Origin of the sequence: Tellurirhabdus rosea (genome assembly GCF_026278345.1) — a bacterium.
In the GTDB taxonomy this organism is placed as follows: Bacteria; Bacteroidota; Bacteroidia; order Cytophagales; family Spirosomataceae; genus Tellurirhabdus; species Tellurirhabdus rosea.
Map to the genome: position 1 here is coordinate 4,102,501 of NZ_CP111085.1, position 26,801 is coordinate 4,129,301.

The 26,801-nt window shown below is 57.9% G+C and carries 20 protein-coding genes and 2 rRNA genes (1 of these 22 running past the window's edge); 12 read left to right on the forward strand and 10 right to left on the reverse strand.

Going from position 1 to position 26,801, the window contains the following annotated elements; translation table 11 throughout:
- Positions 1 to 1,887: ribosomal RNA gene (locus ORG26_RS17395) — 23S ribosomal RNA — on the forward strand (it extends 1,009 nt beyond the left edge of the window).
- Positions 1,888 to 2,040: 153 nt separating this feature from the next.
- Positions 2,041 to 2,152: ribosomal RNA gene (gene rrf / locus ORG26_RS17400) — 5S ribosomal RNA — on the forward strand.
- Between the two features lie 207 nt (positions 2,153 to 2,359).
- On the opposite strand, the gene ORG26_RS17405 is transcribed toward rrf, so the two are convergent.
- The 7 genes from ORG26_RS17405 to ORG26_RS17435 all read right to left on the reverse strand — a co-directional run bounded on the left by ORG26_RS17405 (position 2,360) and on the right by ORG26_RS17435 (position 12,658).
- Complete coding sequence (locus ORG26_RS17405; protein ID WP_266363992.1) at positions 2,360 to 3,460, reverse strand: glycosyltransferase family 2 protein; 1,101 nt, start codon at positions 3,458 to 3,460, stop codon at positions 2,360 to 2,362.
- Between the two features lie 176 nt (positions 3,461 to 3,636).
- The gene (locus ORG26_RS17410; RefSeq protein WP_266363994.1) at positions 3,637 to 6,009 is read right to left on the reverse strand and encodes a hypothetical protein; all 2,373 of its coding nucleotides are present in this window, start codon (positions 6,007 to 6,009) and stop codon (positions 3,637 to 3,639) included.
- 39 nt (positions 6,010 to 6,048) lie between these two features.
- Complete coding sequence (locus tag ORG26_RS17415) at positions 6,049 to 7,197, reverse strand: DUF4249 domain-containing protein (protein ID WP_266363996.1); 1,149 nt, start codon at positions 7,195 to 7,197, stop codon at positions 6,049 to 6,051.
- Between the two features lie 26 nt (positions 7,198 to 7,223).
- A complete protein-coding gene (locus tag ORG26_RS17420; RefSeq protein ID WP_266363998.1) occupies positions 7,224 to 9,992 on the reverse strand; it encodes a TonB-dependent receptor in 2,769 nt (922 codons plus the stop codon).
- 3 nt (positions 9,993 to 9,995) lie between these two features.
- Positions 9,996 to 10,721: a hypothetical protein gene (locus ORG26_RS17425; RefSeq protein WP_266363999.1), complete on the reverse strand. Its 726-nt coding sequence runs from the start codon at positions 10,719 to 10,721 to the stop codon at positions 9,996 to 9,998.
- Positions 10,722 to 10,780: 59 nt separating this feature from the next.
- Complete coding sequence (locus tag ORG26_RS17430; protein ID WP_266364001.1) at positions 10,781 to 10,930, reverse strand: hypothetical protein; 150 nt, start codon at positions 10,928 to 10,930, stop codon at positions 10,781 to 10,783.
- Positions 10,931 to 11,005: 75 nt separating this feature from the next.
- Positions 11,006 to 12,658 (reverse strand): DUF5723 family protein, encoded by a 1,653-nt coding sequence (locus ORG26_RS17435; protein ID WP_266364003.1) that lies wholly within the window; start codon positions 12,656 to 12,658, stop codon positions 11,006 to 11,008.
- A 155-nt stretch (positions 12,659 to 12,813) separates the two neighbouring features.
- Here ORG26_RS17435 and ORG26_RS17440 point away from each other — a divergent pair, with 155 nt between their 5' ends.
- The 4 genes from ORG26_RS17440 (at position 12,814) to ORG26_RS17455 (ending at position 19,752) form a co-directional block, all read left to right on the forward strand.
- A complete protein-coding gene (locus ORG26_RS17440) occupies positions 12,814 to 14,298 on the forward strand; it encodes a circularly permuted type 2 ATP-grasp protein (protein ID WP_266364004.1) in 1,485 nt (494 codons plus the stop codon).
- Positions 14,299 to 14,510: 212 nt separating this feature from the next.
- Entirely contained in the window at positions 14,511 to 15,488 is a 978-nt protein-coding gene (locus tag ORG26_RS17445; RefSeq protein WP_266364006.1) for a glycosyltransferase family 2 protein, read from the forward strand.
- Between the two features lie 53 nt (positions 15,489 to 15,541).
- Complete coding sequence (locus ORG26_RS17450) at positions 15,542 to 16,666, forward strand: glycosyltransferase family 4 protein (protein ID WP_266364008.1); 1,125 nt, start codon at positions 15,542 to 15,544, stop codon at positions 16,664 to 16,666.
- 176 nt (positions 16,667 to 16,842) lie between these two features.
- On the forward strand, positions 16,843 to 19,752 hold the full coding sequence (locus ORG26_RS17455; protein ID WP_266364010.1) for a gliding motility-associated C-terminal domain-containing protein: 2,910 nt from the start codon (positions 16,843 to 16,845) through the stop codon (positions 19,750 to 19,752).
- A gap of 116 nt (positions 19,753 to 19,868) precedes the next feature.
- Here the strand turns inward: ORG26_RS17455 and ORG26_RS17460 are convergent, their stop codons facing one another.
- Positions 19,869 to 20,156, reverse strand: a complete 288-nt coding sequence (locus ORG26_RS17460; protein ID WP_266364012.1) for a hypothetical protein — start codon at positions 20,154 to 20,156, stop codon at positions 19,869 to 19,871.
- Between the two features lie 44 nt (positions 20,157 to 20,200).
- The gene (locus tag ORG26_RS17465) at positions 20,201 to 21,631 is read right to left on the reverse strand and encodes an ATP-dependent DNA helicase (protein WP_266364014.1); all 1,431 of its coding nucleotides are present in this window, start codon (positions 21,629 to 21,631) and stop codon (positions 20,201 to 20,203) included.
- Between the two features lie 172 nt (positions 21,632 to 21,803).
- Here ORG26_RS17465 and ORG26_RS17470 point away from each other — a divergent pair, with 172 nt between their 5' ends.
- The 5 genes from ORG26_RS17470 to ORG26_RS17490 all read left to right on the forward strand — a co-directional run bounded on the left by ORG26_RS17470 (position 21,804) and on the right by ORG26_RS17490 (position 24,739).
- The gene (locus ORG26_RS17470) at positions 21,804 to 22,238 is read left to right on the forward strand and encodes a CBS domain-containing protein (RefSeq protein WP_266364015.1); all 435 of its coding nucleotides are present in this window, start codon (positions 21,804 to 21,806) and stop codon (positions 22,236 to 22,238) included.
- 171 nt (positions 22,239 to 22,409) lie between these two features.
- Positions 22,410 to 22,898, forward strand: coding sequence for an NUDIX domain-containing protein (locus ORG26_RS17475; protein ID WP_266364017.1), 489 nt, complete (start codon positions 22,410 to 22,412; stop codon positions 22,896 to 22,898).
- Between the two features lie 85 nt (positions 22,899 to 22,983).
- Complete coding sequence (locus ORG26_RS17480) at positions 22,984 to 23,889, forward strand: DUF3822 family protein (protein ID WP_266364019.1); 906 nt, start codon at positions 22,984 to 22,986, stop codon at positions 23,887 to 23,889.
- 95 nt (positions 23,890 to 23,984) lie between these two features.
- Positions 23,985 to 24,455: a pantetheine-phosphate adenylyltransferase gene (gene coaD / locus ORG26_RS17485; RefSeq protein ID WP_266364021.1), complete on the forward strand. Its 471-nt coding sequence runs from the start codon at positions 23,985 to 23,987 to the stop codon at positions 24,453 to 24,455.
- A gap of 116 nt (positions 24,456 to 24,571) precedes the next feature.
- On the forward strand, positions 24,572 to 24,739 hold the full coding sequence (locus ORG26_RS17490; RefSeq protein ID WP_266364023.1) for a hypothetical protein: 168 nt from the start codon (positions 24,572 to 24,574) through the stop codon (positions 24,737 to 24,739).
- Between the two features lie 3 nt (positions 24,740 to 24,742).
- On the opposite strand, the gene ORG26_RS17495 is transcribed toward ORG26_RS17490, so the two are convergent.
- Positions 24,743 to 25,426, reverse strand: coding sequence for an NUDIX hydrolase (locus ORG26_RS17495; protein WP_266364025.1), 684 nt, complete (start codon positions 25,424 to 25,426; stop codon positions 24,743 to 24,745).
- An 81-nt stretch (positions 25,427 to 25,507) separates the two neighbouring features.
- Between ORG26_RS17495 and ORG26_RS17500 the strand changes: the two genes are divergently transcribed.
- Positions 25,508 to 26,788, forward strand: a complete 1,281-nt coding sequence (locus ORG26_RS17500) for a hemolysin family protein (RefSeq protein WP_266364027.1) — start codon at positions 25,508 to 25,510, stop codon at positions 26,786 to 26,788.
- Positions 26,789 to 26,801 lie beyond the last annotated feature (13 nt).

Sequence of the window (26,801 nt, forward strand, 5' to 3'; positions counted from 1 at the left end):
AACAACCCAGACCATCCGCTAAGGTCCCCAAGTGATGACTAAGTTGAACAAAGGAGGTCCGGTTGCCGGGACAGCCAGGAGGTTAGCTTGGAAGCAGCTATTCCTTTAAAGAGTGCGTAACAGCTCACTGGTCGAGCGAGGCGGGCATCGATAATAAACGGGCATGAAGTCATTCACCGAAGCGATGGAAGTGCACTTTCGGGTGTATCTTGGTAGGAGAGCATTCTTACATCAGCGAAGCTGTGGCGTGAGCCTAGGTGGAGAGGTAAGAAAAGCAAATGTAGGCATAAGTAACGAGAATGAGAGTGAGAACCTCTCACACCGAAAGACTAAGGGTTCCACCGCGATGGCAGTCAACGGTGGGTTAGTCGGCCTCTAAGGCGTAGGCGAAAGCCGGAGTTGAGGAGCAACGGGTTAATAATCCCGTACTGCCGGGAAGAGAGAAGCGGGGACGGAGTACAGAACTGGCCGCGGCCTGCGGGAATAGGCCGTTGAAGGCGGAAGGTAGTGGGGTGGCAGTGAAGTACACCACCTTAGCTGGAAGCTGAAAGTACCCAGGGCCCTTCGGGGCTGCGGGATAGCGCCGGGGATGGGCTTCCAAGAAAAGCCGCTATCGCTAATCTTTCCGGTAACCGTACCGCAAACCGACACAGGTAGTCGAGGCGAAGAGCCTCAGGTGCACGAGTGAGTCATGGTTAAGGAACTCGGCAAGATGACCCTGTAACTTCGGGAGAAGGGGGGCCTACCCAGTGATGGGAGGTTGCAGAGAAGAGGCCCAGGCGACTGTTTACCAAAAACACAGGACTTTGCGAAATCGAGAGATTCGGTATAAGGTCTGACACCTGCCCGGTGCTGGAAGGTTAAGGGGGGATGTTACCGCAAGGGAAGCATTGAACTGAAGCCCCAGTAAACGGCGGCCGTAACTATAACGGTCCTAAGGTAGCGAAATTCCTTGTCGGGTAAGTTCCGACCTGCACGAATGGTGTAACGATCTGGGCACTGTCTCAACCATGAGCTCGGTGAAATTGTAGTAGCGGTGAAGATGCCGCTTACCCGCCACGGGACGGAAAGACCCCGTGCACCTTTACTATAGCTTATCATGGACTTCGGGGCAGGGATGTGTAGGATAGGTGGGAGGCAGTGAAGCGGTGTCGCCAGGCATCGTGGAGCCAACGTTGAAATACCACCCTTGTCTGTGCTGGAGTCTAACCCTTAGGTTAAGGGGACAGTGGTTGGTGGGTAGTTTGACTGGGGTGGTCGCCTCCGAAAAGGTAACGGAGGCTTCCAAAGGTCCGCTCAGGCTGGTTGGTAACCAGCTGGGGAGTGCAATAGCAGAAGCGGGCTTGACTGTGAGGCGAACAGGCCGATCAGGTGCGAAAGCAGGGTATAGTGATCCGGTAGTTCCGCATGGGTGGGCTATCGCTCAAAGGATAAAAGGTACGCCGGGGATAACAGGCTGATCTCCCCCAAGAGCTCACATCGACGGGGAGGTTTGGCACCTCGATGTCGGCTCGTCACATCCTGGGGCTGGAGAAGGTCCCAAGGGTTCGGCTGTTCGCCGATTAAAGTGGCACGCGAGCTGGGTTCAGAACGTCGTGAGACAGTTCGGTCCCTATCTGTGGTGGGCGTGGGAAGTCTGACGGGGGCTGTCCTTAGTACGAGAGGACCGGGATGGACCCACCGCTGGTGGACCGGTTGTCGTGCCCGCGGCACGGCCGGGTAGCTACGTGGGGAACTGATAAGCGCTGAAAGCATCTAAGTGCGAAGCAGGCCCGAAGATGAGACTTCCATGAAGGGTCGTCCGAGACCAGGACGTGGATAGGCGACAGGTGCAGGGCGTGAGAGCGCTAGAGCCGAGTCGTACTAATGGCCCGAACGCGTGGCTCCATTCCTTTACAGGCCAAGAAGTGCAGTCGACAGACTCACAAGGTAGCGGTTGTAGTTTCCAGTGCGGCAAGAAACGCCATAGACATCAGGGGAGCCATTCCCTTAACCCACCGCCGGGACGCGAGTGCCGGGTAAGCGTGGGGGAAGAGCAGGGATGGTGGCCATGGTGCGGGGGTCCACCTCTTTCCATTCCGAACAGAGCCGTTAAGCCCCGCCACGCCGATGGTACTGGAGTCGCATCCGGGAGAGTAGGTAGCCGCCACCGCTGAATCAGAGGCCACAGACACTGTCTGTGGCCTTTTTTGTTTACAAGCTGCGTTACCATTCACTTCCCAGATTTGTAAAGGCAATCGGCTGAGCGACCGTTACTTAACGCACTTGTCGCAGGATCAAGCGTTACTGTTCCCGCTTAATACAAAAAAAGACGCCCCTTTAACCGGAGCGTCAACTTCTGCCTATCTACTTGCTTTGATCAGTTTTCGTGAGGTGTGTGAATGAACTGCTGGTTGGCACCTTTCAGGTTGAACAGGAGCCGGAACATCAGCCAGAATAAGTGAGGAATTTGCATGATCGACACCAAAAGCTGCTTCGTAAAATACTCTTTGGGAAAAGCTAAAAGCAGCGTCAGGGCAAATCCTAGCCAGAGGCCAACCCACGCTTTGGCTCCAAATGGAAAAGGAAGAAGCAGGCTGCCCACGGCCAAAAGACTGAGCGCGCCCAGCAGAAGTAAACGCGGAGCGACCAGCATGTCGCAGAACTTAACAAAGTAATCCAGATTCCCTTTGAACAACTGGCCGAAACCGGTTCCAATGTGCGTGGTCAGGTAACGCCATTGTGCTGAGAGCCAGCGCCTTCTCTGGTTGTAAAACACTTCTGATTTCCGCACTTTTTCATCCAGCACCAGAGCGTCCTCCGCATAAGCGATCTTGATTCGTTCGGTGAAGAGCCTCAGTTCGAGTTCTTTGTCAAAACCGCCAACCGCTTCAATCTGGCTCATGAGTCGCTTAAACAGCGTGAAGTCGAAAGCGGCCGCGGAGCCGATCAGCGAACTCGAAAGGCCCAGCGACCGTCGGCCGCGCCGGAAAATATGGTTGTTGATTTCCTCGCTGATCGCATCCAGAAAGGCAACGGCCGTGTCCTTGTTTTTGGCAACCCGTTTTCCCTGAACCGCCTGAAAGCCGGACTGCAGCCACCGGTCGAATTCGGAAAGCGCATCGGCAGTCATGATATTGTCGGCATCAAGCACAACGACCGCGTCGTAATCGGTCGGCCGCAACTGACCCAGGGCCGTATTCAGCGACTTGGCTTTTGTGCTTTTTTCGAAATGAACCTCGACTACCCGGAGAGGTAACCGGGAAAGCTGCTCGACGGTATCCGGCTGAAGCGAATCCGCAATCACTACCACGTCGTAGGCATCGCTGGGGTAACTTTGCTGCAACGCCTGCGTGGCCGTCTGAATGATGACCGAATCTTCCCGATAAGCGGGAATGAGGACGGCAAACCGCGTATTGCCAGACTTTTGATTTGCTTTTGGACCTTGTGGACGAATCAGTCGCCCCGCCAAAGAAAACAAAAACTGGAAGACGACATTATAGCATAAATAACAAAATAACAGCCCAAATATTGCGGTACTAATTCCCTGAAGCACGTTCATGTTGACAAGCACGGTGTTGGTAAAAAATCCTTTCCGGCATAGTAACTGACAAAAACTGTGCTAAACGGGATAAATAGTCAGACAGGTGCTCCGACTTATTTGACTACGTTTATAACGTCGATGGTTGTTGCCGCCTGTCCGGCCTCGCCCGAGGCCGAGAGTCCGTTGGCGATTATGAGGTACCGGCCGGTCTGGTCGGAGGTGTAAAAGTCGAGAGAAGCCCGCCCGGTGGAGTCTGTACGCACTTCCGGGGCCCAGAACAACTGGTTACGCAAATCCGGCAGGCGGCTGCGCTGGCGTTCCGGCGTGTCGTACTTAGGGGCGTAGTATTCGCGCGGCCATTGCAGACCTTCATAGTCGAGCTGGCTGATGCGCGGATCAAGTCGGAAACCGGCCAGATCCCCTTTGTACGTCGAAAAGTTAGCAATACCGCTGAAAACCAGCGGGCCCAGAAAATACTGCCGGGTCACCACTTCCAGCCGCTGCATCTTGAGGGGCGAAACCGCCATCAGTTTATCCATGTCGAAAGTCGGAACGCCGTCGACCAGCACCAGCGGCGTTGTTTCGAAGAACATCTTGTAGGGCAGGTTCAATACCTGAAGCCGGTAGCCCTCCCGCCGTTTGCGGGCCTGAATTCCGGGCACGTATTCGCGGAAGACGTCTTCCATGGTCGTAAACCGCGTGTAGTCATCCAGCCGGTAGCGCTCATCGGCGGTACCAAAAAAGGGCAGGCTGTCAACGGCAGGAATGCGGAACGGGGCCAGCCGTTCGCGGTGATAAGCGTTCTGAACTTGCATGGCAACGCTGCGCGTAACCAGTTCCGCCTCCCGGGCGGGGGACAAGTCGAAGCGCGGCAGCGGCGTGGCGGAAGGAGTTTCGGCAAATGGACTCAGAATATCGGCCCGGAACAGACTGTCTTTTGGCAGGGTGGCCGCGACCAGTTCGTGAGGACCGTAAAAGTCCGTCAGTTCAAAAAGCAGGCGACCCCGGTTGTCGCTGCGGGCACCATACAGGCGCGTCGGCTTGCCGACCACCGACAGAACGGCTTCGACACTGGGAACGCCAGCGCCCGTCGCCGGGTCCTGAACTTGTCCCGTGACCAGATGCCCGTTGATTTCAGGCAGAAACTCTGGAGAGGCCGGGGCGGGACGCAAAACGTTCTCCCAGCGGAAACGACGCCATCCGTGTGTCAGCATCAGGTTGTCGGACGCCTCTTTCCGTTCGGGGGTATTTTCTCCGAAATAATACTCCGGCGATTCCACGGTTCCCCGCAGGTCGGAAGCGAGCCAGAGATAAGCCAGAATGCTGCCTTTTTCGGTCTCCTGCAAAGAATCCAGCCGGTAAACCGAGACGGACAGATCGGCGGGACGGGCCGTGGAAACACCCAGGGAAACCCGGGAGCGGGTGGCATACTGGGGTTGGTCCGTCTGAAGCTTAACGGGCAGCGGCTGGGCGGGCGGACGAAAAAAGAGCCGTTCGCAGACGGGCTGGCGCTGCCCGTCAAACAGCGTCAGATGCGAAATTCCTTCGCCCAGCGAATTCAGGTCCAGATCAAACCGGGCAGCCTCGTTGACAAGCGGCTGGTAGAGGACCGTTTTGAGGCTCTGGCGGGTATGAACCAGCAGGTAAACCGCGTTGGAAGCGGGCGTCCGGGTCTGCACCTGAACGGAAAGTCGGCCGCCGGTCTCGGAAACCTGCATGGCATAGCCGCTGCCCTGAACTGCCGGGAACGGAGCCGCAAAGATTCCCCGGCGGGCATCCCGCACGACGGCCCGGTACGTCTGACCCGGTTCCGGCGTAAAGGTGAACGTGCCGATTCCGGCGCGGGCAGGACTGAAACGGGCTACCGTATCGTTCTGCTGATTGAGCACAAAGCCCGGTAGCGAAGTGCCTTTGCCGGTAACGTCCGTCATCCGAAAAGCTACTTTGGAAGAAAGCCCCGCTACCAGATGCCCGCCTTCCGGGAAAAACTGCACGTCATAGGCCACCGAATCGCGGCGGGGAGGCAGCCCCAGCTGGCGGAACGGGTTAACCAGCGTAATCGTCTTCTCGAAAAAATAGTCCGGCCCCGTGTTTTTCATCCAGTTGGTATACGCCCGGACGAGGTAGTGGCCGGAAGCGAGCGAGGCGGGCAGGAACAAAGCGCCATGCCCCGACCCCTGACTAAGGCGGATTTTGGTTTGAAGAACCGGTTTTTTGTCCTTGTCCATCACTTCCAGATACGCCACCTTGCTCATGTCGAGCGGGCGGTGCTGCCGGCCATCGACACAGAACATACGGAACGCCATCAGCTCGCCGGTCAGGTAGGTGCTGCGGTCGGTATGCACAAAGAGTTTTTCCGTCAGCGACCGGGTCTGGTGACTTTCAAAAGCTTTCTGGAGGGCGGCTACCGTTTCCGTCTGGGCCAGCAGCGGTTGGGACGCCGACAGCAGAACGGTTAGGAAAGCAAGTTTATGGGCAAGTTTCATGACAAAGGCAGTTGTGCCAGCCGACAGACCGGCAAAAGGTTATTTCCAGAACGAGGGCCGAATGTTGGTGCCTTTTTCGCGGCAGTCGACGCAGGCTTTGTGGGACATCAGAACGTCAACTCCCTTGGAATAGGGCGTCCCATCCAGCGTTGACACCGGCAGCATCCCCGACGCAATCATGGCCGATTGGTATTTGGCTTCCACCGTATCGAGCATGCAGGATTCGTTGCCGTTCGGAATGACAATCGCCGGCAGTTCTGCGTTGGAAATGAAAAGGCGCATTTCCGCAACGGTATGGCCGCTCAGATAGCCCAGCACCGGTTCGCTCGGATTGGTCACGCAGCGGATGTTGCCCGGAAGCTGCGAAGGCAGCGGATCGAAGAGCGAGCCCAGCTGTTCGGTGTTTTTCTTCAGATTGTCCCAGTATTCGTACGCTTCCCGGGTCTGGGCGTACTGCCGCACCAGAATGCTGTATTTGACCCGAAGCTTCGGCGTATTGGTCGCTACCAGCAGCAGCGGCTGTTTCGACAGCACATCCTGACTAAGCCGTTCGGTAGACCCGATCATGATTTCCGTAGAAGCCCCGCTGGTCCAGCACTTGTAGATGTTCTCCGGTGTGGCGCTGCTGCGGTCCCGGATGGTGTTGCCCGGGGCCACCTCCAGCAGAGGCTCGTAGGCCGAGTTGAACTCGTACGTGTCCTGGTACTCCCAGCGGTAATAGCGGGTGTTGTTGCTCGGGTCGCGGGTATCCACGTAAATCTGCACGGCGTTCGACAGGGGCTGCCAGGTGAGCCGTTCGATGGGCGGCGTTTGTTTGATGGCGACGTAATCGGACAGGTATTCGGTCCCGCCGCTAGTTTTGACGCGCAGCCGGTAACGGTCGCCCGGACCCAGTGTGCTGCTGAGAGTGTAAACCCCGGTGCTGGTTTCGGCCAGGGTCATGGCTTTGGTTTTTTCGCCTTCCACCTGAACCAGCGCCTTGGTTTCGAAGGAAGCCTTCCGGGCGTCGGCCAAATTGCGGGTCCGCGACAGCCGGATGACGGTCGGGCCGGAGCCGTTCAGGAAACCATCCACGACCAGATACCGGTTCGGGGCCGTGATTTCGGGGGGCTGGTACGAATCGACGCAGCCGGCGATGGTCAGAAGAAAAGCGCCCAGAAGGCAGAATTTCCAAAAGTTCGTATGCATAGATGCTGTTTACCGTTTGCGGCGGTTCAGAATTTGAAGTTATACGTAATGGTCGGAATCGCCTGTCCGAAAATCGACAGTTTGTATCCCTTCACAACCCCTTTGTTCGAGGTAAAATAGATCGAATACACGTTGCGGCGGCCCGTCAGATTGTAGATTGCGACCGTCCACGAGCTGTGCGCCAGTTTCCGGACCTTGTGGTTGCCTTCGATGTTCAGCGAAACGTCTGTCCGGAAATAGTCCGGAATCCGGTACCGGTTCCGGTCCGAGTAGTAAACCCGCGGCGAACCGGCGAGGTCGTAAACCGCCAGCGGCAGGGTCAGGGGCCTGCCGGTGCTGTAGGTCACGTTCAGCGAGGTGCTGAACCGCTTGTTGATCCGGTAATTGCCGATCATGGTGAAATCGTGCGGCTTGTCGTAGTTGCTCGGGTACCATTCGCCCCGGTTGATCTGTTCGGCCTGGGACGGGTCGTTGACCCGCAGGAAAGTCCGCGAATAGGTGTAGCTCAGCCAGCCATTCAGCCGTCCGGTCAGCTTCTTGACCAGCAGTTCAAGGCCGTAGGCTTTGCCCTCCGCGTTGACAACGTCCGTTTCGATATGGTCGTTCAGAATCAGCTTCGCCCCGCTGCGGAAGTCCAGCATGTTTTGCATCGTTTTGTAATACCCTTCGGCTGAAATCTCGATGGTGTTGCTCCGCAGGTTTTTGTAAAGACCCACGGCGTACTGGTCGCCGATCTGCGGGCGGAGGTTGTTGTCGCTGAGTTTCCAGATGTCCGTCGGCGCTACCGTAACCGTGTTGGAAAGCATCTGAATGTACTGCCGCATGCGGTTAAAGCTGGCCTTGACGGACGTTCCGGGCGCCAGCACGAACCGCGCCGAGAGGCGGTATTCCGGGCCATGATAGGTCTGCGTCGGCTTGTTGCGGCCGTAGGAAACGGTATCCACGCGGTTGGCATCCGTTCGCGGGGCGCCAACCGGATACACAAACACGTCTTTGGGGCCGAGGTAAGAATAGAGCGAATAACGCAGGCCGACCTGAACCGACAGGCGCGGACTGATATCAAACCGGTCGCTGGCGTACAGGGCGCTTTCGAGGCCCTGTTCTTTCTGAATCGTAGTCGGCAGAATCAGGGACTCGCTGCCCAGCGCGCGGCGGGTGCCGGGCCGGATGTCGTAACGAACCGTCGCGACGCCGAATTCAACGGTGTGTTTGGGGTGCGGGAAGTAGTTGAAATCCAGCTTGCCGGTTTTCTGATCGACCGCAAAATCCAGTTTAAACGCGTTGACCGGGTTGGCGTCGCTGGCAATATCGTACTGGTACTGGCTCCACGAACCGGTCAGGACCGAATAAAGCTTGTTGTTGAAAATGTGCTTGTACTTCAGCGTGGCGCTTTGGTTGCGGTAGCCGTAGGTCGTGTCGCTGTTGAGCCGGAACTGGTCCTGGCTGTGGTAGCCCGTCAGGTAAAGGCTGTTTTTCTCGTCCAGGTCGTAACTCAGGTGCGCGTTGATGTCGTAAAACGAAGCGGCGCTATTCTGAAACGTGCTTTGCTTCAGCTGTTTCAGCAGCCAGTCGGAATAGGTCGAGCGGACGCCGATCAGAAACGAAGCTTTGTCCTTGATAATGGGTCCTTCGGCCGTGACCCGGCCTGTCAGCAGCCCGATTCCGCCCGACACATTGTACTTCTTCCGGTTGCCGTCCCGCGTCACGACTTCCAGCACGGAGGAAAGCCGCCCGCCGTATTTGGCCGGAACGCCGCTTTTGTACAGCTCGACGTTTTTGAGCATGTCCGGATTGAAAGCCGAGAAAAAGCCGAAGAGGTGGGCCGGGTTGTACACCGTCGCGTCGTTGTACAGAATCAGGTTCTGGTCGGTCGAGCCGCCCCGCACGTTCAGCCCGACGCTGCTTTCGCCCGCCGACTTCACGCCCGGCAGCGTCAGCACGACCCGCAGCGGATCGGCCTCGCCAAAGACGGTCGGCACCTGCCGGAGCGTCCGGATGTCCAGCCGGTCGAGGCCCATTTGCAGGCTGGCGACGTTGCGGTCCTTCTCGGCTTCCACCACCAGTTCCCGCAGGGGCACCACGTCGTCTTCCAGTTCGATTTCGAGCTTCCCGTCCCCGTACAGCATCAGCTGGCGTTTGGTGTCCTTCATGCCGATGCTCCGGACGCGCAGTTCGTGACGGCCGCGCGGCAGGGTGAGCGAGAAGTACCCAAACTGGTCGGTCATGGTCCCGATGCGCGGTTTTTCCAGGTACACCGCCGCGCCGATCACCGGCTCGCCGTTGGCGGCATTGCGCACGTGTCCGGCAACGTTGGCCGTGCCCCGCAGCGGATTCGATTTGGGGCCGAGGGTGTAGAGCTTGGTTTCCAGGGCCGCCTTGCGTTTTTCCTGCTCGGTAAGGTAAGCCTCCGCCAGCGTGTCTTCGGTTGTTTCGGTCCGGCCCCGGTCGAAAAAGCCGATGGGCAGATCGGTCCGGATGCTGCGGCCTTTCGTCACGAAGACCCGTTGCCGGGCGTCGATGGCAAACTGAAAATCGGTTCCGGCAAACACCAGCTTAAGCAGCGCGGGCAGCGGCTGGTGGTCGGCATTGACCGTGACCGTCAGGCTGTCGGTCTCTTTGGGGTTGAAGAAAAAGCGGTAGGGCGACTGCTGCTCGATCCGCTCGGCAAACTGACCGAAAGGCAGGCGCTCGAAGCGGCCGCTGATCACGGGGCCGGGCTGCGTTTGCCCGTAAGCCCCTGCCGACAGGATGAGGGCAATAAAAAGAAAAAAACGGGTGCGGTAAAATGACGGCATACGTTACGGTTTCAGCGTGTCGAGATAACGGGCAGCTTCAATCAGGGCCAGTTCGCGGTTTTTCCGGAAACGGACTTTTTTCTCCCGCCAGTAGCGGGAAAGGCCTTTCTGCTGGTCGCCCGCCAGTTTCAGCACGGCGCTTTTCGTTTTGACCGGATGATACGTGCCGTTCAGACGCAGAAAGTACTGGTCCTGCTGCTCAAACCAGTTTGTGACGGTATTGCGGGAAAGTTCGGAGCGAATGACTTTGGTGCGGCGGGCCAGCAGCCGGGAAGGGCCGTTGGTCAGAATCTGATAAATGCCGCCGGAGAGTCCGAGCTGGCGGGCGCTGTCCTCCCGGAGGTGCGTAAACGTCTGTTCGCCGAGCGAAAACGACTCTGTTTTTTCGGGCACCAGCGCCACCCGGAAAGCACTGTCCGGATGCTGGACCACTACGCGGTCCAGGGTCAGATCGTAGAGCAGGGAGACATCCTGATAACGGATGTGATCGTACTGAATAGAGCCCCGCTGCCATTCGCCGTTGCCAAAATAAGGGTGCCCCTCGGCGGTGGGATACCCCCGGAGGTGTTCGATGCCGTTGAAAAGATTGGCCTGCTGAAGACGGGCGCTCTGGTACAGCGCGGTCGCATAGGCGAGGTCAGGCCGGACCGGAGCGCCGCCGGTCACAGACTGGGCAAGGGCGGAACTGCCGGACAGCACCGCGGTCAACAGGGTAAAGAATAGCTTCATTGGAGGGCTTGAACCAGCCACAAATGAAGCTTTTTTTTACCGAATATGCTAATGCGTTCCTAGCCGATTACGTGAGCGGTCGCCGCCGGATGCGAAGGCTTCGGAATCTGGGCCCCCGGCCGGCCATCGATCGTGCGCGGATTGGTAACGGGCCGTCTGGCGCAGCCGCCCAGCGTCAGCAGAACAAGGAAGAAAATTGCTTTTTTCATAAGAATTAAAATCCAGCCAGACGGTAACAAGGCCGCCTGGGTAACGGGTTGATGAATAACGGTATTGAAACGGGCCTAATCCCGGCGGAACCAGTCTAGCAGGCCCTTCCGGCGCCAGGGCTGGTAACAGGCGTTCGGGTTGGTCGGCGCAGGCCGGAACAGCGGAATACCGGCTCCGGCGTAGACACTCGCCCCCCGCGGCTTACCCACGTTCAGGATGCCCGCCAGGTTATCCGAACCTACAAAAATCGTTCCGAGCCGTACCGCCGCCCCGACCGACAGGTTGGAATAGTCGGCCTGCCACAGAACGGGCAGCGAAACTTCTGCCCAGCGCGTTTCCCAGCGCGGCACGACGCCGACCATCGAAGGCGTGCGCATTCCCCGCGAACGGGCCCCGGTCAGGGACTGTACCCACAGGGCATTGACGTAGACGTGCGGTCTGACCTTGTAATCGACACTCAGCTGCAGGGCGGTCGGCAGGCTGGCGTTCATGCGCGACTGCTTTTCGGCATCCGAAATGCCCAGCGCCGACACGAAGCCGTTCGTGACATCGTCGAGGTCCTTGACCTCGCCCAGAAACTCCTTCGTCAGCAGTTTGTTTTCGACATTGACCGGATAATTGGTCACGTAGTTGGCGTTTCGGTAGCGAATACCGCCCAGATCGGTCAGGGAGGCCGAAATGCGGTACTGGTACTTGTTTTGCGAGGCGTCCTTCTGCATGCCGTGTTTCCCGTCCCGGTAGCGGTAGCGCCGCACGTCGGGCCGGTGTTCGTACACCACCCCCAGGTCGGCGCCCCAGCCGCCGCCGGCCGCCGCCCGGCCGAGCAGCCAGCCGGGAGTGAAGCGGAAGTTGGCCAGCCCGTCGAAACTCGTGTAGCCGAGTTCTCCGTTGGCGTTATGAATCGCCAGGGCCTCGTAAGCCTTGTCGCCGGGGTTGCCGATGAGTTCGTAGGTAGCCCGGTCGAGGTGAATGTGGGCGTTGTAGAGGCCGACCAGCCGCTTGAGGGTCAGACCGACTTTCCAGAAATCTTCTTCGTTGTCCGCCAGCACATACCCGACGGTTCCGCCCATTTCGAACGCGCTGTTGAGGGCCGCATAGCCGCGCTGGTTTTCGTAGAAAAGCTCGTCGGTGGCAACCTCGTCGGGTTTGCTGTTGTAGAGCTGCCGGGCGAGGTTTTCGGACACCCGGCGCATGCCGACGCCGGTCCGGACGCGGGTCGTCAGGCCGAGGCCCCAGCGCGGATTGAGGTTGATGAGCAGCGACGGGCCGCGCAGGTCCATCGCCGAGGCGACGTGCTTGGGCCGGTGGTGCTGCGTTTCCTGCATGTAGGATTTTTCCCAGCGAACCAGCCCTTTCTCGTTCCGGTACGGGCGGGGAACGTTGCCCGAAATGAGGCTGATAAACGAAAACGGAGCGTTCCAGCGGAGGAAGTTATTGTTGATGAAGGCGTCGGCGGTTGCCAGATTGACATGGACGCGGTAGCGCGAGTCGGCGGCAAAGGCGGGGTTGTGATACAGGGAGTTGGTTCCGGCGTAGTTGCTATTGACGTGCCCGGCCAAATACTGGCCCGACGCGCTGACGGTCAGCAAACTGCTCAGCGTCAGGGCCAAAAGGAAGTTTTTCAGGTTCATGTTGAGTACAGTACGGGTCGGTAACTGCACAAAGATAGGCGCCGGGCCGCTTTTTAATACGTCGTTCTCCAGCCTGCCCGATAAATTTAATGCCATTTTTAACCAGAAGTAGTTGAAAAAGACGGAAGAACGACTATTCAGTGTGTTAATTCGCCGGTATAATCTTGCATTTTCGGAATAGTATTTTGCGGTTGGACGAACTATTGATATATTGTTTGCCTACGCAGCTTACATTAACATAGTTGCCCGCCATGCAATATCAGGTACAAAACCAGAATTTTGAAGACGCTGTTTCGTCCGGCGAAAAGAACTTCTCCTTTTCGGATTATCAGATTGAGGGATTTTACGACGAAATGTTTTCGTCCGACGGCCATGTCCGGCCCGGCTACGATGCGTTCCGGCAGCGGGTCGAGCAGCTGACCCGGCAGGAACTCATGACCCGGCAGCACGCCGCCGAACGGGCCCTGATGTCGATGGGCATTACCTTCAACGTCTACTCGGAAGGCGAGGGCACCGAACGGATCATGCCTATCGATATTATTCCGCGCATCATCCCGTCCGACGAATGGGCCCGGCTCGAACGGGGTCTGATCCAGCGGATTACGGCTTTGAACCTCTTTATTCACGACCTTTATAACGAACAGCATATCCTGCGCGACGGTATCGTGCCGCGCGACCTGATCGAATCCAGCAAGTGCTTCCTCAAGCCCTGCCTCGGCCTGAAACCGCCCAAGAACATCTGGTGCCACATCACCGGCACCGACCTGATCCGCGGCGACGACGGGCAGTTTATGGTTCTGGAAGATAACCTGCGCTGCCCGTCGGGCGTGTCATACATGCTCGAAAACCGCGAGCTTTCGAAGCAGACCTTCCCCGAAGTGCTGGCCCGGACGGGCGTTCAGCCGGTCTCCGATTACCCGACCCGCCTGCTCCAGATGCTTCAGCATATCGCCGACCGCCCGGACCCCACGGTGGTAGTGCTCACGCCGGGCATTTACAACTCCGCCTACTTCGAACATTCGTACCTGGCCCAGCAGATGGGCGTCGAACTGGTGGACGCCCGCGACCTGGTGGTGTCGGGCGGCTACGTCAAAATGCGGACGACCAAAGGCTTCCAGACGGTCGATGTGATCTACCGGCGCATTGACGACACCTTTCTGGACCCGCACGTATTCCGGCCGGACTCGCTCATCGGCATTCCGGGCATTTTTGAAGTCTACAAAAAAGGCCGCGTTGCGCTGGCGAACGCTCCGGGAACGGGCGTGGCCGACGATAAGGTGATCTACGCCTACGTGCCCCGCATCATCCGGTATTACCTGGGCGAAGACCCCATCATCCCCAACGTGCAGACGTACATCTGCCGCGAGGCCGACGATTACAAGTACGTGCTGGAAAACATCGAAAAGCTGGTGGTGAAGGAAGCCAACGAGGCGGGCGGCTACGGCATGCTCATCGGCCCGAAGGCGACCAAAGATGAACACGAACTGTTCCGGCAGAAAATCCGCGATAATCCCCGCAACTACATCGCCCAGCCGACCATTTCACTGTCGCGGGTGCCGTCGCTGATCGACGACCATGCCGAAGGCCGCCACGTGGACCTGCGGCCGTACATTCTTTACGGCGACAAGATCAACGTCATTCCCGGCGGCCTGACCCGGGTGGCGCTCCGCAAAGGCTCGCTGGTGGTCAACTCGTCCCAGGGCGGAGGCGGCAAGGATACCTGGGTGCTGTATTGAACCCGGCTTTTGCAGGCAATTTTCCGGCGGCCGGTGACCCGCGGCGCGGACCGGCGTCTAAACGCGAACGCAGGCCGTCCGGAACGAACGTTATCAAAAGGATTAGATAAAACGTTGGTTAGTTGGTAAGTTTGCACCCAAACCAGCCGGGGCAGCGGAACGCCGACGGTTGACGGAATCCTGTTGACGACCTACTTGTCCCACCCGTTTGAATGGATTTATCGATTATAATTGTCAATTACAAAACGCCTCAGTTAATCATCGACTGCCTGACTTCGGTCCGAAAGTTCACCAGCGGTCTAACCTACGAAGTACTTGTGGTTGATAATGAGTCCGGCGACCAGAGCCGGAATCTGGTGCTGAGCCATTTTCCGGAGGTGCGCTGGATCGACATGGGCTACAATTCCGGCTTTGCCCGGGCCAATAACCGGGGAATCGACGAAGCCCGGGGGCGGCTTATACTGTTATTGAACTCCGATACGTTATTGGTGGATAATGTCCTCAAACGCTGCGCGGACGTGCTGGACAACCAGCCCGACGTGGCGGCGGTCGGGCCGATGCAGATCAACCGGCACGGCAAGGTGCATTACGACCTGTATCACGGATTCAACCAGATCCGGAAGTTCTTTTTTGTGCTTCCGCCGACTCCTTTTTTCGACCGGCTGCTGGAGTTTTTTATGCCGGAACGGAAATACGCCGACCCCAATCAGGTCGACTGGCTGACGGGTTCGTTTGTGATGACGCGCCGGACGGTGATCGACAAGGCGGGCAAACTCGATCCGGATTTCTTCATGTACGGAGAAGACGTAGAGTGGGGCTGGCGGCTCTGGAAACAGGGGCGGATTCTGTTGCTGCGGGATGCCTTTTACGTGCACCTGGAGTACGGCAGCAGTCCCGAATACCAGCAGGCGCAGATGTCGTGGATCAACCGGTTCAAACCCCAGATGCAGGTATCGAATCTGCTGTGGGTGCGAAAATCGTACGGCGTCGGCGCTTATCTGATCCTGATTTTGCATTATCTGACGATGGTGCCCATCATTTATGCCTGGAAGATCGTCATGAACCTGCGCCGGTCGGGCAGGCCATTCAGCGAGCTGGAGCGGCAGCATGAGTTTACCCGGAAAGTGAGACTATTTTTGCGATTTTTCTGGCCAACGTTACTGAAAAAACCCGGCTTCTATAAGCTGTGAAGTTTGAATGACATCGGGTCCGGAGGCCCCGGAAACCCATCGAACTGTACGTTATGCGCATTCTGTTTATCACTCCTTCGGGCGGCTATACCGGCTCGGAGATGATGCTCTGGTATCTGCTCAAAGAGCTTGAAAAAAGGGGAATCGAGGTGGCTTTGTTTTCCCGCCAGCGAAATCAGCTGTACCGCCATAAGGACGAAGTGGCCTTCCGGACGGAATTCTATCCGTACAACGATCGCTTTTTTTACTCGGTTTACGACGCCGCCTACTCCAAAGTCTTTGGCCTCAGCCCCTGCGATCAGGAACTGATGAGGCTGCACCGGGAATTCAAACCGGACATGTGGTACCTGAACACGGTGACGATGCCGAATGTGGCCGAGATGGCCCGCAAACTGGGTGTTCCCTACACGGTCCACTTCCACGAACTGCTTTCCACCTTTGACGAATTCTGGACCAAACCGATTTATGACATGCTGTCGGGGGCTTCACGGCTTATCGGCTGCGCGGAGGTGGTCTGCCAGCGCGTGCGCCAGATGGGCTTTCCGAACGTAGAACTGCTGCATTCCTGCATCGACACGTCCCGGATTCTGCCCAGACAGGACCCCGCCCTGCTGCGCGCCAGACTGGGAATTCCGCCGGGCGACTTTATCTGGATGATGTCGGGAACGAGCTGCCTGCGCAAAGGCTACGACCTGGTGCCGGACATCGTTCAGCATCTGCCCAAAAACGCCTGGCTGCTGTGGCTGGGGAAAGAAAAAGAGTCGGGTGTGCATCTGTACGTCCAGAGCCGGACAGAACAGGAGGGGCTGAACTTCATCCACCTCGGCGCTCATTCCGACGATTATTACGATTACCTCAATCTCTGCGACGGCTTCGTGCTGACGTCCCGTGAAGACCCGTACCCGCTGGTGATGATCGAAGCGGCCTTCCTTGGCAAGCCGATCGTCGGCTTTGAGTCGGGAGGCATCAGCGAGTTTCTGCTGCCGGGCATGGGAACCTACGTTTCGAGCTTTAATCCGGAAGAACTGGCCGGAGCCATGCGGTCGCTGATGGCCGGACGCATCCGGATTTCTCCGGACATGCTGCGCCAGCGGGCCTACCAGTTCGACATCTCGCACCTGACCGATCAGTGGCTTGAATTGTTTGAAGCAAAGGAAAAAGAAGCAGTTTTGGTCTAAAGCGGCCAACTGCCTCATAAAGCGGACAATTTGCTGAAAGGAGCGCTCCAAAAAGGGCTGACCCTGCGGCAGATTGCCCGCTTTTTCGTTTCTTTCAATATTGATACGGTTATCCCGTACAGGTATACAAAACATCCCAATTCCTTCGTTGTTCTCTAACGAGAACTTACCTGTGTATGAAAGCAAATTATCTACTGATTCTTCTTGGGTTCTGCTGTCTGTTTGTGCTGGGGAATGAGGCATCTGCCACCCACGTACGGGCGGGGGAAATCACGACCCGAAGAATATCCAACACCTCCCTGACTTACGAGATTACGGCGACACTTTACTTTGACGAAGGAGGTGGCCGCATGGCTTCCGAACAGGAAAACGACATCGATATGTGTTTTGGCGATGGTTCGCCGATTGCGCAGGTCCGCCGCTCGTTTCGCGGCAATATCAACCGCAACACCACCATCAACATCTACCGAACGACGCACACGTTTCCGGGACCGGGGACTTACAACATCATTACCATCATTACCAACCGGAACGACAACACGCGGAACATTCCCAACTCGGTCAACACCACCTTTGAGCTGCGCACCACCATCGTAGTGAGTGCACCCCTGGGCCTCAACAGCACCCCGGTCATGCTCAACCCGCCCCTGGACTCGGCCCGCGTAGGCCAGAAGTTCTGCCACAACCCCGCCGCCTTCGACAGCGACGGCGACAGCCTTGCTTACCGCCTGACCACCCCGGCTGGTCGCCAGGGATGGGACGTAACCTGCCGCCCGACGCAGTTCGTAGCGGGTTACCAGCGTCCGGAAGTCATCGGAGGCAGTCCAACCACCGAGACCGGCAATGCCCCGGCCACGCTGACCATCGACCCCCGCACCGGCGACCTCTGCTGGGATGCCCCCGCCGAGAAAGGCCAGTACAACGTCGCTTTCATTATCGAAGAATACCGCGACGGCATCAAAGTAGGGGAGATTGTGCGTGACATGCAGATTGTGGTCGTGGAAGGCACCAACCGTCGTCCCGAGCTGCGGGTGCCCGACGACCTCTGCGTGGAGGCCGGTACGATCATCAACCAGGCCATCACCGCCACTGACCCCGACGGAAACCGACTCCAGCTCTCGGCCTTCGGCGGACCCTTCAACGTCGGTCCCGACGGAAGACCCTACACCGACCCCACCAACAACCAGCCCATCAACATCATCGCCCCCCCCTTCGCCACCTTCAACCCCCGACCCGACCAGACCCTGAACTCTCCCGCCACGGGCACCTTCCGCTGGCAGACCGCCTGCGCCCACGTCCGGGAGGAACCCTACGACGTGGTCATCCGCGCCGTCGACCTGCCGGCCCGGGGCCAGACCCAGCTGGCCACCCTGGAGTCCTTTCGCATTCGGGTCTACGCCCCCCGGCCCCAGAACCTGACGGCCCGGCCCGGCACGGGCCGGGCCACCATCCTGACCTGGTCGGCCTACGCCTGCGGGGTGCCGGGGGCCGAGATGGTCATCTACCGCCGCGAGGGCTGCACCACCCTGGCCACCCCGCCCTGCTCGACGGGCATCGGGGCCACGGCGGGCTACACCGAGATCGGGCGGGTGCCCATCACGGCCACCACCTTCACCGACACCGACCCCAGCCTGCGGCGGGGGGCCAGCTACAGCTACCGCCTGGTGGCGGCCTTTCCCCGGCCCCGGGGCGGGGAGAGCGTGGTGTCCAACGAGGCCTGTCTGGCCCTGCCCCTGCAGGTGCCCCTGATGACGAACGTGACGGTGGACTCCACCGACGCTACAAGGGGCCGGATCACCGTGCGCTGGACGCGGCCCATCGGGCTGGGGGCCACCGACGTGGGCGGTCCTTTCCAGTACCGGTTGTTCCGGGCGCCGGGCCTCACGGCCACGGCGGGCAATGACTTTGTGCAGATCGCCGTCATCGACGCTGACCTGTCGGGCACCCGGGCCGATACGGTGTACGTGGACCGGGGCCTGAACACCAGTGGGGGCGGCTACCGCTACCGGGTGGAGTTTTATTATACCGAGGCGGGCACGGGCGCCCTGACGCGGCTGGACGTGACCGATGCGGCCAGCTCGGTGGTGCTGGCGGCGGCCGGGGAGCTGCGGCGGGTGCGGCTGTCGTGGAGTGCCAACGTGCCCTGGGACAACACGAACCAGCGGCACCGGGTGTACCGCAGTGTGAGCGGTCCCAACGGTCCCTTCAACCGGATAGCGGAGGTGGCCGTGCAGGGTCCCAACACGTTCACCTTCACCGATACGGGCAGCGACAGCTTTGCCGGGGACGGGGTCCAGACGCTAACGCTGTCGCCCGACAGCGTGTACTGCTACCGGGTGGAGACGGTGGGGGTGTACACCAACCCGGCCGTGAGCTTGCGTCCCCAGAACGAGCTGCTCAACTACTCGCAGGCGGTGTGTGCCAGTCCCATTGACACGACCCGTCCCTGTCCGCCCCGGCTGAGTCTGGACTCGCTGGACTGCTCGTCCCTGCGGGGAGAGGCGGCCTGCAACCAGACAAGCTTCAGCAACACCCTGAACTGGCAGGCGGCTACCGGGGGCAACCAGCCCTGCGACACGCGGATTGCCAGCTACAACGTGTACTACGCGCGCTACGAGGAAGACACCGAGCACCAGCGGCTGACTGGGGTGCCGGCCCCGACGACCACCTTCCAGCACACGAGTCTGACGAGTGTGGCGGGCTGTTACTACGTGACGGCCGTGACGCGGGGGGGTCTGGAGAGTGCTCCCAGCAACCGGGTGTGCAAGGACATCTGCCCGGTCTTCGAGCTGCCCAACGTATTCACGCCCAACGGAGACGGCAAGAACGACGTGTTCGTGCCGCTGCCCTGTCCTGCTGGGGTGGTGAGCGTGCAGTTTGTGGTCTACAACCGTTTCGGGGGTAAGGTGTTCGAGACCAGCGACGTGAACATCAACTGGAGCGGCCGCACGAGCGGGGGCCAGGAGCTGTCGGCGGGTTTGTACTACTACCAGGCGAGTGTACGCTTCGGGGGGGTGAGCCGCAACGGGAGTGTGCAGGTGTACAAGGGGTGGGTGCAGCTGATGCGGGAGAGCAACGCGAAGTGATTGAATGGTTGAATGGCTGATAGGTTGAATGATTGATTCGCTTCGCGGTTCTTGGGGTTGCGGAGCGAATCAATCATTCAACCTATCAATCATTCAGCCATTCAACCTCCAGCCATTCAACATTCAACTCTGACCAATTCTTCCCATTCCTCCTCCAGCGTTCCTGTGAAGACGGGGCTTTTGGCGCGGCGGTACCAGTAGCCGGCGTTCCATTGATCGCCTTCTTTCCGGTGAAGATAGGCGTGGAGCCGGTCGTAGGCGGGAGTGCCTTCCCGGCTCTGGGCGATGTTGTGAGCATGTTCCCAGTCTCCGCGGGCATCGTACCAAAGGGCTTCCAGAACGGGCGAGATGCCCGACGGGGGCTGAGACTGGGAAAGGGTGTTCGAAAAATCCTGAAAGGTCATGGGTTGGCAGTAATCAGCGCTGAAATCGGTTTGGTTTGCTCCGGTTAAGATTGTACACCGAAGAAGTTCGGGTGAAAATTCATCAGAAACGCTTCGTCGGTGGTCCGGGTCAGGGCCGTGTACAGCCAGCGGACAAACTCGGCATCCACTTTTCCGTTGGGCAGATAACCCTGGTCGATAAACACGGCCGGCCACTGACCACCCTGGGCCTTGTGACAGGTCAGCGCGTAGGCGAATTTCACCTGCAGGGCGTTCAGATACGGGTCGCGGCGGATGGCTTCGGCCCGTTCGCGTTTGGATTTTATGTAAAAATAATCCTTCTGGACGCTTTCGTACAGCTGTTTGTTTTCGTCCCGCCCGAGCGAGGGCGAAGCCGAATACAGGGTGTCCAGAATGATCTTCGTTTCAAATTCCGGCTGCTCTTCATAATCGACGAGACGCAGCATGACGGTGGCAAATTTAAGTCCGTGGACTTCTTCCCGCTTCCGGATTTTCATCACCTCTACAAAATCACCGTTCGCCAGAAAACCCGCCGGGCTGTCGTCGTCCAGCACCGAATAGTTGTTCCGGACAATCATGAGCAGGTCTCCGGCATCCAGTTCTTCCTCGGCCCCGTTGATGACACGCCGGACGTACTGGTTATACTGCACCGCCGCCTTGTTGGAACGGGTGATGATGATGGTGTTTTCGCGACCGTACTTGTTGTAGGCGTAGCGCATCCCGTCTTCGAGCCGGTCGCCGGTCATTCTGTAAATATCCCGGTAGCCTTTCGTGGTGAAAAAAATGCCGGGCTCGGGCTGGACCAGGGCGGCGCGCAGATGGGTGGCATTCAGCAGAATGCCGGACTCAACATCCTGACGCATCACCTCCGTCAGTTCCTGCCGGAAAACCGTCATGTCGAACTGGCGTTCGAGGTAGTCGGGGTCGAGGGCAGGGCTGAGTTCCTTGCCGACCGGCGGGAGCTGGGCCACGTCGCCGACCAGCATCAGCCGGTTGCCGGGATTTTCGTAAACAAAATCGATAAGGTCGGCCAGCAGTCCGTTCATGCCGATTTCGGCATCGTCGCTGATCATGGAGGCTTCGTCCACGATAAACAGCGTGTCGTCGTGGTAATTTTTCTGGCGCTGGAAGACCAGGCTGCCGGAGTCGCCGTCCGAAATCTGCCGGTATATTTTGCGGTGAATGGTGAGCGCCTGCCGTTTGGAGTAATTGGCCATCACTTTGGCCGCCCGGCCGGTGGGGGCCAGCAGCACGGACTTCATGCCTACTTTGGGCAACACTTTGATGAGCGTACTGATGAGCGTCGTTTTACCGGTCCCGGCAAAGCCTTTCAGCAGAAAACAGTCGCGGTAACGTTCATGCTCTTCCGGTAGCAGAAACTGGCCCATGCGTTCAAAAAATTCCGACTGACCGGGCGTGGGTTTGAACGGAAAACGTTTTGCCAGCATCTGGGCGGGCGACTGGGTTGTATTCATACCTCTAATTTACGGGAAATCGAGGATTTTGGCAAAAGGCGTTCAGGCTCCGTCCGGCTTCCGGCTCCGGCGACCGGCGGCCGAAGGCGACATTGACTATTGATGGCCATTCGCTTTGCACTTAATTACTTTTTTCTTTACCTTTCTCGACACACATTAACTTTCTCAGTCCATGAAAATTACAGCAATTCTGAGGGGCAAATCGATCAATACGATTTACTCCGTGGCGCCTCAGGCAACTGTCTATGAGGCCCTTGAGCTGATGGCGGAAAAAAACATCGGGGCGGTGCTGGTGATCGAAAACGGACGGCTGGCCGGAATTTTTTCCGAACGGGATTATGCCCGTAAAGTGGTTCTGCAAAGCCGGGCCTCCCGCGACACCACCGTCCGCGAAGTTATGACGGCCAACCTCATCACCATCGCCCCCGACCAGCGGATTGAGGACGCCATGCGGCTGATGTCGGAGAAACACATCCGGCACCTGCCCGTGCTCGACGAAGGCCAGCTTGTCGGGATTATTTCCATCAACGACGTCGTGTCGGCCATTATCCGCGACCAGAAAGCCCGCATTGATTCGCTGGAAAGCTACATTACCGGTTCGTACTGAGTAATGAATGATGAACCGCGGCGGACCGTGGATCGTAAGGGGTATTGGAGGAAGGCGGAGTGCGGTAAACCGGCCGTATTGGGCTGGGAGCGAAAGCCTTATTCAATATCCATTATTAATTATTCATTATTAGCTACCTTTGCCGTCCGGAACTACCTCTTATAAACTCTAGTGGACAAGGCAAGGGAAGAAGTACTGCGGTTGTATGGCAACCGACTGCGGCTGCGCGTATGCGGCATTTGCCAGCTTGACGGAAAACTGCTGATGGTGCGGCACCGCGGCATTAACGCGACGGATACGTTCTGGTGTCCGCCGGGAGGCGGCCCTCAGTTTGGGGAAACGGCCCCGCAGGCGCTCGTCCGTGAGTTTGCCGAAGAGACCGGGCTGGCGGTGGAAATCGGCGACCTGCTCTTTGTGAACGAATTTATGGCCCCGCCGCTGCACGCCATGGAACTGTTTTTCCGGGTCAACGTGGTTGGCGGCAAACTGCTGCAGGGCGGCGATCCGGAGATGGCCGCCGACCGTCAGATCATTACCGACGTCCGTCTGATGTCCTTCGAAGAAATCAAGGCCTATCCCGAAAACGAGGTGCACCAGCTCTTCCGCCAGTGCCGTTCGCTGGAAGATGTGTTCCGTCTGAGAGGTTATCTGGAGCAGTAATGGCTTGAGTTACGGGATTTTGTTTAATTTCAACACTTCCTGTTGAACTATGTCCACCAGCGTGCAAACTGATCTTCCACCCACCATGACGCCGACCGTTGCCGTTCGCAGCGAGACGGTATCCGCCAGGCTAACCGATAAAGGGGTGCTGGGAACCGCCCAGACCAGCCCTTATCAGCTTTGCCTGGAGATGGGAAAAGATCGGTTTCGGTTCTGCATCGTAGAACCCGCCGCCCGAAAAGAGGACCGGGCAATCTGCCACTGGCTCGAAGATTATACCTTCCCAACGCTGGTGACGGACTACCCGCTGCTGCCGGCCCTGAAAACCTTACAGGAGGAGCATGCCGTTTTTCAGAATCATGACTGGAAACAGGTGATCGTGTCGCTCAATACGCCCACGTTTACGCTGGTGCCGTCGGTGCTGTTCCGGAAAGAATACGCTTCGCATTACCTGCAGATGACGCGCGGAAGTGCCCTGCCCGCCACCGAGCAGACGCATACCTACGCGCACCAGGACGAAGGCTTCCATTCCATTTTTAACCTCGAAATTCGCCTTCAGGACTGGCTGGCCGCGGCTTTTCCGCTGCAGCAGCTGACCATTCTGCACCAGACCAGCACGGTGCTCCACGCCTCGAAAGGGCGGAAATCCGGCGGCTACGAACTGATTCTGTACTTTGAGGAGGAATACGTGACACTGGTGGCCCGGGAGGCGGGGGCGCTGAAATTCTGCAACAAGTTCGGCTACAAGAATACCAGCGATCTGGTGTACTACATCCTGTTTGTCATCAGTGAACTGAAACGGCAGCCCGCGGAGATGGAGGTGGTGCTGTACGGCGAGATTACGCCTTTCGCCGACAGTTATACGCTGATGGCCCGTTTTCTGCCGCGCCTGTCGTTTGGGTTGCCGCCCGATGCGCTGGCCTTTACCGGGGACTTCGACGAATTGCCCGAGCATCGGTACGCCAGCCTCTTTAGTCTCGGTCTTCTGTAAACTTTAGGCAGTGTTGCCGGAATGCCGTAACTTGGCCGCCGGAAATTGTTCCCGTCCGATAACGACTACCCACTGCAAACGACCTGCCGCCCCGTATGAAGCGCATTGCCCTCTTCCCCGGCTCTTTTGACCCATTTACCAAAGGACATCAGGACATCGTTCTGCGCGGTCTGCGGCTGTTCGACGAAGTGGTGATCGGCATCGGCCGCAACGCCAGCAAGCAGCGTTATTTTCCGCTCGACGATATGGTTCGGCTCATCGAGTGGACGTTCCGGGAACATCCCAACGTCCGGGTGCTGGCCTACGACGACCTGACCGCCAACGTCGCCCGGGAGATTGGCGCCCGGTTTCTGCTGCGGGGCCTGCGAAACACCACCGACTTTGAGTATGAAAATGGCATTTCGCAGGTGAACCGACACGTGTACGAAGAGGTGGAAACGGTTTTTCTGATTACTTCGCCGCCACTGGCCCCGATCAGTTCCAGCATTATTCGTGATTTGCACCGCTACGGACAGAAAGTAGACGAGTTTCTGCCGTATTCGCTGGATCTGGAAAAGACTCACTAAATTTTTGTCAGCCGGGAGTGACCTGAAAAGATTTCTTTTGTCTAAACAAATGAAGGAATGTTGTTACTTCGGGCGGTATTTTCTGCCTCTGCCTTCCCTCTTTTCAGACCAGAGCTATGAAAGATGTAATTTTACGGGTATTCGGCCACGAACTGACGTACCGCGACCTGATCCAGGTGCTGGTTGCCCTGATTCTGTGGAATCTGGCCATGATCTGGCACGACCGCTACCAGGCGTTCAAGCCGATGATCGAAATGGCCGTCAATCAGAACCTGATTCCCTGACACTTACAGGACGGAATAGTCGCTGGCGGCGTCCATGACGTACCGGATCGAACTGAACGAATTGGCCAGCAGCGTCTGGGCCGTACGGCGGTCCACCCATTCCAGGCGCTCGATATCTTCTTCGGCCTGCGGGGCCATCCGCGAATCATCCACGCAGGTCATGGCGTACCATTTCGTCCGTTTCAGATAGCGGTTGCCGTTCTGGCGGTAGGTATGCCAGGTAGTGCAGAGGCGCTCGCCGACCTTACCGACTACGCCGGTTTCTTCCTCGACCTCGCGGGCGGCGGCTTCGCGCGATTTCTCGCCCTCATCCAGTTTGCCTTTGGGCAGATCCCATTTGCCGCGGCGGAACATCAGCAGCGTTTTTCCGTCTTTCGTCACCACCCCGCCCGCGGCTTTCACCACCTTGAAAAGGCTTTTCAGGCGCTCCTCCACGGCTTTTTTATCCACGCAGATTAGCGTGACCGACAGTAGGTCGAGCAGGGACGTGTTGTTGAAAAGATTGATCAGTTTTTCAATAACAGCAGGCGTAACGTTCAGAATCATTACGTGACCGCGCAGGATTTCGGGACGAATGGCCTCCAGCCGGGCGTCAAAAATATGGTCGTGTTCGGCAACGTCTTCGTGCCGACTGCCTGCCTTGGGACCCGCCAGACGGATAGGCCGGTCATCGATGAATAGAATCATAAGCCGCGAAATTAGCTAAACTCCGCATAATGAAAGAGTGACCAGAATTACTATTTTTGCGACGGGTCAATTCATTCCTGTGTGGAACTTGCCATAATCCTTTTCCTTATTATCCTCAACGGCGTTTTCTCCATGTCCGAGATTGCGCTGGTTTCCTCCCGTAAAGCCCGTTTGGAAGCCGACGCCCGCAACGGAGATCGCCGTGCGCAGGAGGCCCTTAAACTCGCCGAATCGCCCAACCGTTTCCTGTCCACCGTCCAGATCGGCATTACCCTCATCGGCATTCTGAATGGTATTTTCAGCGGCGACCGCCTGACGGATCAGGTAGCCGTAGCCGTGGCGAACATCGAACCCGTGCGCCCTTACGCCAACACGATTGCCGTCGCGATTGTTTTGCTGCTGCTGACCTACCTGTCGCTGGTGCTGGGGGAACTGGTTCCGAAACGGATTGGCATGTCGAACCCGGAAGGCATCGCCAAGGTCATGGCGGGTCCCATGAACGTCGTTTCCCGGTTCACGGCCCCGTTCATCTCGCTGCTGAGTGTGTCGAGCGACGTGCTGATCCGCGTGCTGGGCATCCGGCAGAATGCCTCGGCGGTGACGGAAGAAGAAATCAAAAGCCTCATTCAGGAGGGCACGACGGGCGGGGTGATCGACGAGATCGAGCAGGAAATCGTGCAGAACGTTTTTCAGCTCGGCGACCGCCGCATTACGTCCCTGATGACCAACCGGCAGGATGTCGTTTACCTCGACCTGGAAGACAGCGTGGAGGAAAACAAAAACAAGGTCATTGAGTACAAGCACTCTGTTTTTCCGCTTTGCGAAGGCGGTGTGGACGAGATTGTCGGACTCATTTACATCAAGGATTTTCTCGGAAAAGACCTGGATACCGAACTGACCCGGCTGACCGACATCAAACGGGACGTGCTGTACATTCCCGAAAACAACCGCGCGTATCAGGTGCTGGAGCGTTTTCAGGAAAAGAAACAGTACGTCGGCGTGATTGTGGACGAGTACGGCGGTGTGCTGGGACTGGTAACGCTCAACGATATTCTCGATGCGCTGGTCGGTGATATTTCCGAAACGGACGAATTTGCCTGGGAAATTACCGAACGCGAAGACGGCAGCCACCTGATCGACGCCCAGATTCCGTTCGACGAGTTTCTGGAACATTTTGACATCACCGTCCAGAACCGGAAAGACCTGACCGGCTTCGATACCCTCGGCGGATTCGCCCTGCATATTCTGAAAGACATCCCCACAACCGGCGAAACATTCAACTGGCAGGATTACCGATTCGAAATCGTGGACATGGACAAAAGCCGGATCGACAAGATTCTGGTGAAGAAACTGGAAGAATAAAAGCCGTTCGCCG